The organism is Mesorhizobium sp. M4A.F.Ca.ET.090.04.2.1, from assembly GCF_003999085.1.
In the GTDB taxonomy this organism is placed as follows: domain Bacteria; phylum Pseudomonadota; class Alphaproteobacteria; order Rhizobiales; family Rhizobiaceae; genus Mesorhizobium.
In genome coordinates this window covers 1-8,047 of the sequence record NZ_RZOT01000025.1, presented here as the reverse complement: position 1 = coordinate 8,047, position 8,047 = coordinate 1, and the positions used below count along the sequence as shown (strand labels likewise).

Below are 8,047 nucleotides of genomic sequence, written 5' to 3'. Positions count from 1 at the left end.
GCGGCGTCGTTGGTGCCGGTGATGGAGATGGTGATCAGCTGGCTGGTGCCGTCCTCGGAATGGACGGTGAAGGAGTCGCTGAGCGGATCGCCGTCATTGAGGGCGTCGACCGTCGGATTGGTGTCGTCGAGCGTGTAGGTCCAGTTGCCGGCGGCATCGATGGTGAAGCTGCCGTAGCTGGTGCTGCCGCTGTCGGCCTGGAAGACGTTGTCGGCGTTGTCGACATCGCTTGCCGTCAGCGAGCCGATGGCGGTGACCGGGGCATCGGCGCCGTCCTCGTCGACCGCGCCGCTGGTGGTGCCGTCGATGATGGCGGCGTCGTTGGTGCCGGTGATGGTGACCGTCACCGTCTGGGTGTCGGTGCCGCCATGGCCGTCGTCGGCCTGGATCGTGTAGGTCAGCGTCAGCGTCTCGCCGGCCGCCAGGAAATCGAACGCCTGCGGCGTCGAGTTGAAGCTCCAGGTCAGATTGTGGGTCTCGCCCGCATCGGCCGTCAGCGAGGTCGGCGAAACCGTCAGCATGTTGATGACGGCGGCGCTGTCCAGGCTGCCGGTGGTGCCGCCGGGCGACACCGAGGTTACGCTCGCGCTCACCGTGTCGGAGACATCGGCGTCGTTCACCGTCAGCGTGCCGCTCGCCGTCAGCGGCGCACTGGTCTCGGTCAGCGAGGCGGCGTCTTTGTCCGTCGTCACCAGATGGATGTCCGGCTTGTCGTTGGTGCCGGTGAACTGGATGGTGGCCGTGGCCCAGCTCAGCGTGCCGTTGCCGAGCTGGATGGCGTAGGTCACCTTGTCGACAAGGATCTGCCCGGCGGCAAGCGACTGCAACAGTCCGTCGATACTGGCCGTGCTGTAATGGATCGTGCCGTCACTGGCTATCCAGATCCTGGCGCCCAGGAGGCTGGTGTCGGTGGTCCCGGCGGCTCCCGCGCTGTCGTCGGAGCTTGAGTATGTAATGTCCTTGGTCAGCAGGTCCGCCGGCGCATAGGTCTTCGTCGCTATCGACGCACTGACGGTGTCGTCGATGGAGTAGAGCGTTTTGGCCGCCCCGCCCAGGTCGTTCGCTAGAACATTCAGAATCAGGACGCTACCGGCATCTTCCGAAGAAAAGAAGATGTCGTCCTTCGCCTGCGGTGTGTTGGAAAAAGACGTCGTGGTGCCGCCGGCACCGGTGACCTGAGTAGCCATTTTTCACCCCTGTTGTTTAACGACAGACGCCCCACCGCCTGTCGACCCCATTGAAAGACCAGCCGCTTCTTGACTGAAAATGTTGCACGCCCGGCACGCAGATTCCGGCACATGTCGATTGTGTCAGCGCACCCGAAGGCCTCGATGCCGACGCCCAGCGATGGCCAGCACAACGTGTGGCCAGTCACGGGCGGGCTGTGGCTCAAATGGTGATGGCTGCGGCGGTACTGGCCGCCGTGCTGTGTTTCCCCTAGCCCCTTTAGCGTCGCTTAACCCGTTGTTGCCGGTCGGGGGCCATTTTATTCGACGCTTATATTAGGGTATTATTAACCCTGTCAGCGAGGAGGCGTCAACATCCTGCTTGGCATAACAGTTAATATTAGGGCCGCTACTGATATTCGGCGCATGGCCGCAGGACCAGTCGCGCGGCTATCGACGCATCCCGGAACATAGGCCGCGCGCCGGCAGAGACCCGTGGTTAAACTCCGTCTTGCCGCTCATTTCCTCGTGCAGCCAAGAGGGCAGGGACCGATGGCCCGGCGGCGTTGCCTGGCAGCGGACGCGTTTCACAAAGCAGCCCGGCGCATCGGAATCCGGAGCCTCCGCCTTTCAGGCCGAGCATCCTGCGCGTTTCGGCCGGCGTCGCGATCTCGTGGTCGAACTTGGCGAGGCCAGTCGGCAAAATCTAGCTTCCCGCCAGCGACAGGCCGCCGGCGCGTTCGCGCAGCAAGGCCAGCAATTCGCTTCGTCGCGCTTGCGGCGTGTCGACGGGCAGGACGAAGCACAGCGTCTTGTTGATGGCGCCATGGCCGTCGCGGATCGGGGCGGCCATGCACCAGGTGAAGCGGTCGGCGAGCGCCGATGTCTCGCTGAAGCCCTGCTGGCGCGCCAGTTCGACATCGGCGAAGAATTCGCCGGGTGCGATGATGCGGCCGTCCGGAAGCTTGTAGTCGTCAGCCGGGATGAAAGCTCCAAGCTCTTCCCTGCTCATATGGCCGACCAGAAGCCGTCCCGATGCCGTCCACGGGATCGGGACCTCGACGCCGACATCGCTGGAAATGCGGAACGGGCCGGGCGAATCCCGGCAGTCGAGGACGACATATTTGTTGCCGCGCAGACCGCACATCTGAACGGTCTCGCCGGTCTCCGCGGCCATCCTGTCCAGCGTCTCGAGGATGCGACGGTAGTGCGCATTGTGATGCGAATAGGCCCAGCCGAACAGGTGCATCGCGCGGCCGAAATAGACATAGCCCTCGGTGCCGACATTCTCGAGCATCTCGGCTTCGAGCAGGCTGTTGACGATCTCGTAGGTGGTCGAGCGCGGCGCGCCAATCATCTTGGCGAGGTCGCCGACGCGCACCGGCGCACGATGCCTGAGCAGCGCCTCGAGCAGCATGATGACGCGGTCGATGCCGCGGCGGCGCTCGCCGCCTTGCGGTGCAGCGCCACCCGCCTCGATCAGATCGGTCGCGCTATCGCTCATTTCGGCCGTCCAAAATCATTTTAAGTCCTCGTCTCAAGACGCTTGAAAGATGCCAAGGCTCAGTCTAGCATCCCGCCTGTCCGATATACAGACACGATGTCTGAAATACCGGACAGATTAACGAGCCGGACAGAGAAGTCCAGACGAAAAAACGGGCGGTTCCGCAACGCGGCAACCGGCGGTTTTGTCGTCCCGACTCCGCACGCCCGGACACAACCACTGAAGGGGAACAGTCATGATGAAATCGCCGTTTTTCGCATCCGCCAGCGCCCTTTGCCTCGGTCTCGTCTTGGCCTTGGGCGTAGGCTCGCAGGCCAATGCCGCCGCCAAATGCATCAAGGGCGACCGCAAGGCGCCGTACACGATCGGCTGGGCCAACATCTATTCGGTGCCGACCTGGATGAAGCAGACGCAGGGCACCATCGAGGCCGAGGTCGAGGCGCTGAAGAAGCAGGGGCTGGTCGACAAGCTGGTCGTCACCGACGCCCAGGGCGACGCCAACGTGCAGATCCAGCAGATCCAGTCGATGATCGACTCCAATGTCGACGCCATCATCCTGATCGCCGGCTCATCGACCGCGCCGGCGCGCGTTATCGCCGATGCCTGCGCCAAGGGCATCGCTATTATCAACTTCGACAGCCTCGTCGACACCGACCAGGTGACCGCCAAGGTCAACACCGATTCCTCGCAGTGGGGCGACCAGGCCGCCAAGTTCCTGATCGACGCCATCGGCGGCAAGGGCAAGATCCTGATCCTCAACGGTCCGGCCGGCGTCTCGGTCAGCGACGATCGCCGCAAGGGCGCCGATGCCGAGCTCAAGGCTCACCCGGACGTGAAGATCCTGGCCGAGACCAACACACCCTACAATGTCGCGCCGGCGCAGGAAGCCGTCACCAGCCTGCTGTTCGCCAATCCCGAAATCGACGGCATCCTGTCGCTCGGCGGCGCGCTGTCGGCGGGCGCGGTGCTGGCACTCGACAAGCAGGGCCGCGACCAGGTGCCGATCACCGGCGAGAACGCTCGGCAGTTCCTCGAACTGTGGAAGGAAAAGGGCCTGAAGAGCTGGGCCACCATGCAGCCGAACTGGCTCGGCGCCTTCGCTACCTACACCGCCGTCCAGGCGCTCGAAGGCAAGGACGTGCCGGCCTTCGTCAAGATCCCGTTGCCGGTGATCGACAATTCCAACATCGACGAGTACCTCGCCCGGGCCAAGGATTTCCCGGCTGACGGCTATATCTATTCGCCCTACGATGAGGAGCTGTTCAAGAAGCTGCTGGCGCAGAAATAGGCCGGAAGGGTTGTAGCATTGACAACCATGGCTCCGCTCCTAGCCGCGCGGGGGGTGTCGAAGGCCTTCTTCGGCAATCCGGTCTTGCGCGACGTTTCCATCGCTCTCCAGCCGGGCCGCGTGCATGCGCTGCTCGGCGAGAACGGCGCCGGAAAGTCGACCCTGATCAACCTTCTGTCCGGGGCGCTGCGCCCGGATGGCGGGACGATCGAGGTCGACGGGCGCGCGGTGGCGCGCATGACGCCGGCGCTGGCGCGGCAGGCCGGCATTGCCGTCGTGCAGCAGGAGCTCAGCCTGACCGCCAGCCTTTCGATCGCCGAGAATATCGGCCTCGGCGCCTATCCGAAGCGGTTCGGCCTGGTCGACTACAATGAGCTCGCCGCCCGGGCAAGGGCGGCGTGCGACCTCGTCGGGCTGCACGAGCCACTGTCGACGCCCGTCGGGCAACTGCCGCTCGGGCGCCGACAGATGGTGGAGATCGCCAAGGCGCTCTACCGCCGGCCACGCGTGCTAATCCTCGACGAACCGACCTCGTCGCTGTCGGCGACGGAGACGAAAATATTGACCGATCTGTTGGCGCGGCTGCGCCGGGAAGGCATCGCCATCCTCTACATCTCGCACCGGCTCAACGAAGTGATGACGCTCTGCCAGCATGTCACCGTCCTCAAGGACGGCACCTGCACGGCGGACCGCTCGCTGGACGGAACCGACGCCGCCGGGCTGGTGCGGCTGATGGTCGGTCGCGACCCTGGCGATCTCTTTCCCAAGTGGCAGGCTTCCGCCTCGCCGGCCACCGCCATCTCGGTCCGCAACTTTGCGGCCGGCCTGATGCGCGACGTCGATCTCGACATCAGGACGGGCGAGGTGCTGGGCATTGGCGGCCTGGTCGGGCAGGGGCAGGAGGACCTGTTGCTCGGCCTCTACGGCGCCATCCCGGCGAGGACGAAGTCGGCGACCGTCAACGGTGCCCCGGGCCTGCCCGGCGGTGTGCCGAAGGCCAATGCGCTCGGCCTCGTCTACGTGCCGGCCGACCGCAAGCGCGAGGGACTGCACCTGATCCATCCGATCATCACCAACATGATGCTGCCTGCCTTCGCGCGGCTGCCGGCGCTGAAGCTGCGCAGCCGCCAGGCCGAACGCAAGACGGCAAAGGGCCTTGCCGCGCAGCTCGCCATCAAGGGCGATCTCGAGCGGCCGGCGCAGGCGCTGTCCGGTGGCAACCAGCAGAAGGTCGCGCTGGCAAAATGGATGCCGCATGATCCGCTGGTGCTGCTGCTCAACGACCCGACACGCGGTGTTGATGTCGAGACCAAGCGCGAGATCTATCTGATGCTGCGCGCCTTCGCCGCCGCTGGCAAGGCCGTCGTGCTGCTCAGTTCCGACACGCCGGAACTGGTGCATCTGTGCGACCGTGTGGCGGTGGTGCGGGAAGGTCGCATCGCGGCCACGCTCGAACGCACGGCGCTGAGCGAGGAAGCCATCGTGTCGGCGGCGATGGGCGCCGAGAAACAGAAGGTCGCGGCATGAGTACTTCTTCCCCCGCGAAAACCGCCGGTGCCCTCTATTGGCCGGTGCAAGCGCGCCGCAATATCGGCGTGCGCAGCCTGTTCGTCGTCGTGCTCGCATTCCTCATTGCTTATGGCGTGCTGTTTCCTGGCCTGTTCACGGCCTCCGGCTTCGCCAAGTTCACCCAGAGCTGGTTTCCGCTGGCGTTGGTGGCGATGGCGCAGGCGATCCTCATGCTTACGGGCGGCATCAGCCTGGCGATCGGCGCCACCGTCAGTCTCGGGGCGGTCATCGCCGCGACCACCATGGCCGGGCCACTCGGCGTCGCCGGCGGCGCCGCCGCGGTGGCGCTGACCGGGCTCGGCATCGGAGCCGTTACCGGCTTGATCGTAGTGCGGCTTCGCTTGCCGGCGATCGTGGTCACGCTCGCCGGTTCCTTCATCATTGGTGGCGCCGCACTGCTGATCCTGCCAAGGCCGGGTGGCTCCATTCCGGAATGGTTGTCCGACCTGCTGGCCGGCGACACGCCAGCGGCCTTCGTGCTTCTGTTGGCAATCGTTCTCCTTTGGAAGCTCTATCTCGCCACGCCGCTGGGACTGAGCCTCTACGCCGCCGGCGAGAATCCGGTCGGCGCCTTTCGGTCCGGCGTGCCGGTCGATATGGCGCGCGTCGCCGCCTATGCGATCAGCGGCCTGCTCTCGACCAGCGCCGGCCTGTTCGTCGCCGCGCAGACGGGCTCGGGCGATCCGGTGATCGGCAATGCCTTCACGCTCAACTCCATCGCCGCCGCCGTGCTCGGCGGCATCGGTTTCCTCGGCGGGCAAGGCACGATGCGCGGCGCGCTCGCCGGCAGCCTGCTGCTCAGCCTGATGATCAGCGTCATGTTCTTCCTCGGCTTCACGCCGGTGGCGCAGTATGTCGCGCAGGGGCTGATCATCATCGGCGCCGTCGCCATCCCGCAATTCCGTAAGGTGCAGCCATGACAGCCTGGAACGAAAGCGCGGGCGGCAAGCGCGCCAAGGCGATCCTGAAGAGCCGGCCCTTCCTCACCGTGGCCATTGTCGCGGCAGTCTGGATCGGGGCGAGCTTCGCGTCGCGCGGCTTCGGCGCCTATGGCCATCTGCGCTATCTGGTCGAACTCGGCGCCGTGATCGGCCTGGTCGCGGCGGGCCAGACCTTCGTCGTGATCGCCGGCGGCATCGATCTTTCGGTTGCGGCGATCGTCACCGTCAGCGCCATCAGCCTGCCGCTCTTGTCATGGCAGGCCGACCCGACCGGCCTTGCGCCGGTGCTCGCGGTGCTTGCGCTGACCACGGTGATCGGGCTGGTCAACGGGCTCGGCGTGGCGCTGCTGCGCGTTCATCCCATGATCATGACGCTGGCCATGGCGACCTTCCTGCAAGGGCTTCTGATCATCATTGCTGGCGGCAGTGCCGTCACCGCCGAGAACCCGCTGGTGCATTGGCTCGGCAATGCGCGGCCGGCAGGGATTCCGGCGGGCATTCTGCTCTGGGTGGCCGTTTCCGCGATTGTGCTGACGGTCATGCACGCCACGCCGTTCGGCGCGCGCATCTTCGCCATGGGCGCCAATCCGCTTGCCGCGGCCCTGTCCGGCGTGCCGGTGACGTCGACGACACTCGCCGTCTATGGCATCAGCGGCTTCACGGCGGGGCTGGCGGGCGTGCTCGTGCTCGGCATGAACGGACAGGGCTATGTCGGGATCGGCGATCCCTACCTGCTTGCATCGATTGCCGCGGTGGTGCTCGGCGGCACGTCCATTCTCGGCGGGCTCGGCACCTATGCCGGCACCATTCCCGGCGCGATCCTCTTGGTGACCATCACCGCGCTGATCACCGTGGTCAACGCATCTCCCGGTTGGCGCAGCATCCTGTTCGGCTCGCTGATCCTCGGCCTGCTGCTTCTCTCAGGCCGGGAGCAGGCTCGTCGATGACACGTCGTCCAGCCGGTAGATGCGCTTGGCGTTGCCGAAGAACAGCGCCGCCTGCTCGTCCGCGGAAAGGCCCGAAGCAATGGCCTTGAAGCTGTCATACACTTCGTCGAACGAGGCATGCAGGCCGGCGACCGGGAAGTCGGAGCCGAACATGGCGCGCTTCGTTCCAAAACAGTCGATGCAGTGCAGCACCACCGGCCGCAGGCTGTCGAGCGTCCAGTCATGATCGTAGGCGACGAGGTCCGAGATCTTGACGGCAACGTTGTCGTGCTGCGCCAGAAGCCGCAGTCCGTCGCGCCATTTCCGCATGCCATCAACGTCGCGGTCGATCGGGCTGCCGCAATGGTTGAGGACGAATTGCTGATCCGGAAAGGCCGCGGCGAGGCGAGCGGCATCAGCCAGTTGGCGCGGGAACACCATCAGGTCAAAGGAGAGCCCGTGGCGCGCGAGCAGCTTCAGTCCGGAGCGCCAGGCCGGATCGTCCATGATGCCGTCGCGGGCGGCGAAGCGACGCGCCGGATCGGGGTCCCAGCTGAGAATATCGCGCACGCCGACGACGCGATGGAAGGCAGCCTGCGCTTCGATCAGCGCCGGGGCCTGCCGGCTGGCCAACGGCACGTGCACGACATAGC

General features: G+C 65.6%; 7 protein-coding genes. 4 read left to right on the top strand and 3 right to left on the bottom strand.

What is annotated here, in order from left to right:
* Nucleotides 1-1,187: VCBS domain-containing protein (locus EN781_RS03625; RefSeq protein WP_210213455.1), on the bottom strand; the 1,187-nt coding region annotated here is incomplete at its 3' end.
* Between the two features lie 685 nt (nucleotides 1,188-1,872).
* A complete protein-coding gene (locus tag EN781_RS03620) occupies nucleotides 1,873-2,670 on the bottom strand; it encodes an IclR family transcriptional regulator (RefSeq protein ID WP_126058953.1) in 798 nt (265 codons plus the stop codon).
* A gap of 235 nt (nucleotides 2,671-2,905) precedes the next feature.
* On the opposite strand from EN781_RS03620, the gene EN781_RS03615 reads away from it, so the two are divergent.
* The 4 genes from EN781_RS03615 to EN781_RS03600 are packed head-to-tail and all read left to right on the top strand — an operon-like array spanning nucleotide 2,906 to nucleotide 7,415.
* Nucleotides 2,906-3,958: an ABC transporter substrate-binding protein gene (locus EN781_RS03615; RefSeq protein ID WP_126058954.1), complete on the top strand. Its 1,053-nt coding sequence runs from the start codon at nucleotides 2,906-2,908 to the stop codon at nucleotides 3,956-3,958.
* Nucleotides 3,959-3,985: 27 nt separating this feature from the next.
* Complete coding sequence (locus tag EN781_RS03610) at nucleotides 3,986-5,485, top strand: sugar ABC transporter ATP-binding protein (protein WP_189347298.1); 1,500 nt, start codon at nucleotides 3,986-3,988, stop codon at nucleotides 5,483-5,485.
* Nucleotides 5,482-6,447 carry an ABC transporter permease gene (locus tag EN781_RS03605; protein ID WP_126058956.1) on the top strand — a complete coding sequence of 322 codons (966 nt, stop codon included), beginning with the start codon at nucleotides 5,482-5,484 and terminating at the stop codon, nucleotides 6,445-6,447. Before EN781_RS03610 ends, EN781_RS03605 begins: the two co-directional genes overlap by 4 nt.
* On the top strand, nucleotides 6,444-7,415 hold the full coding sequence (locus tag EN781_RS03600) for an ABC transporter permease (RefSeq protein ID WP_126058957.1): 972 nt from the start codon (nucleotides 6,444-6,446) through the stop codon (nucleotides 7,413-7,415). Before EN781_RS03605 ends, EN781_RS03600 begins: the two co-directional genes overlap by 4 nt.
* On the opposite strand, the gene EN781_RS03595 is transcribed toward EN781_RS03600, so the two are convergent.
* Nucleotides 7,389-8,047 (bottom strand): amidohydrolase family protein (locus EN781_RS03595; protein ID WP_127399785.1); only part of this gene is annotated, 659 nt, incomplete at its 5' end. The genes EN781_RS03600 and EN781_RS03595 overlap by 27 nt on opposite strands.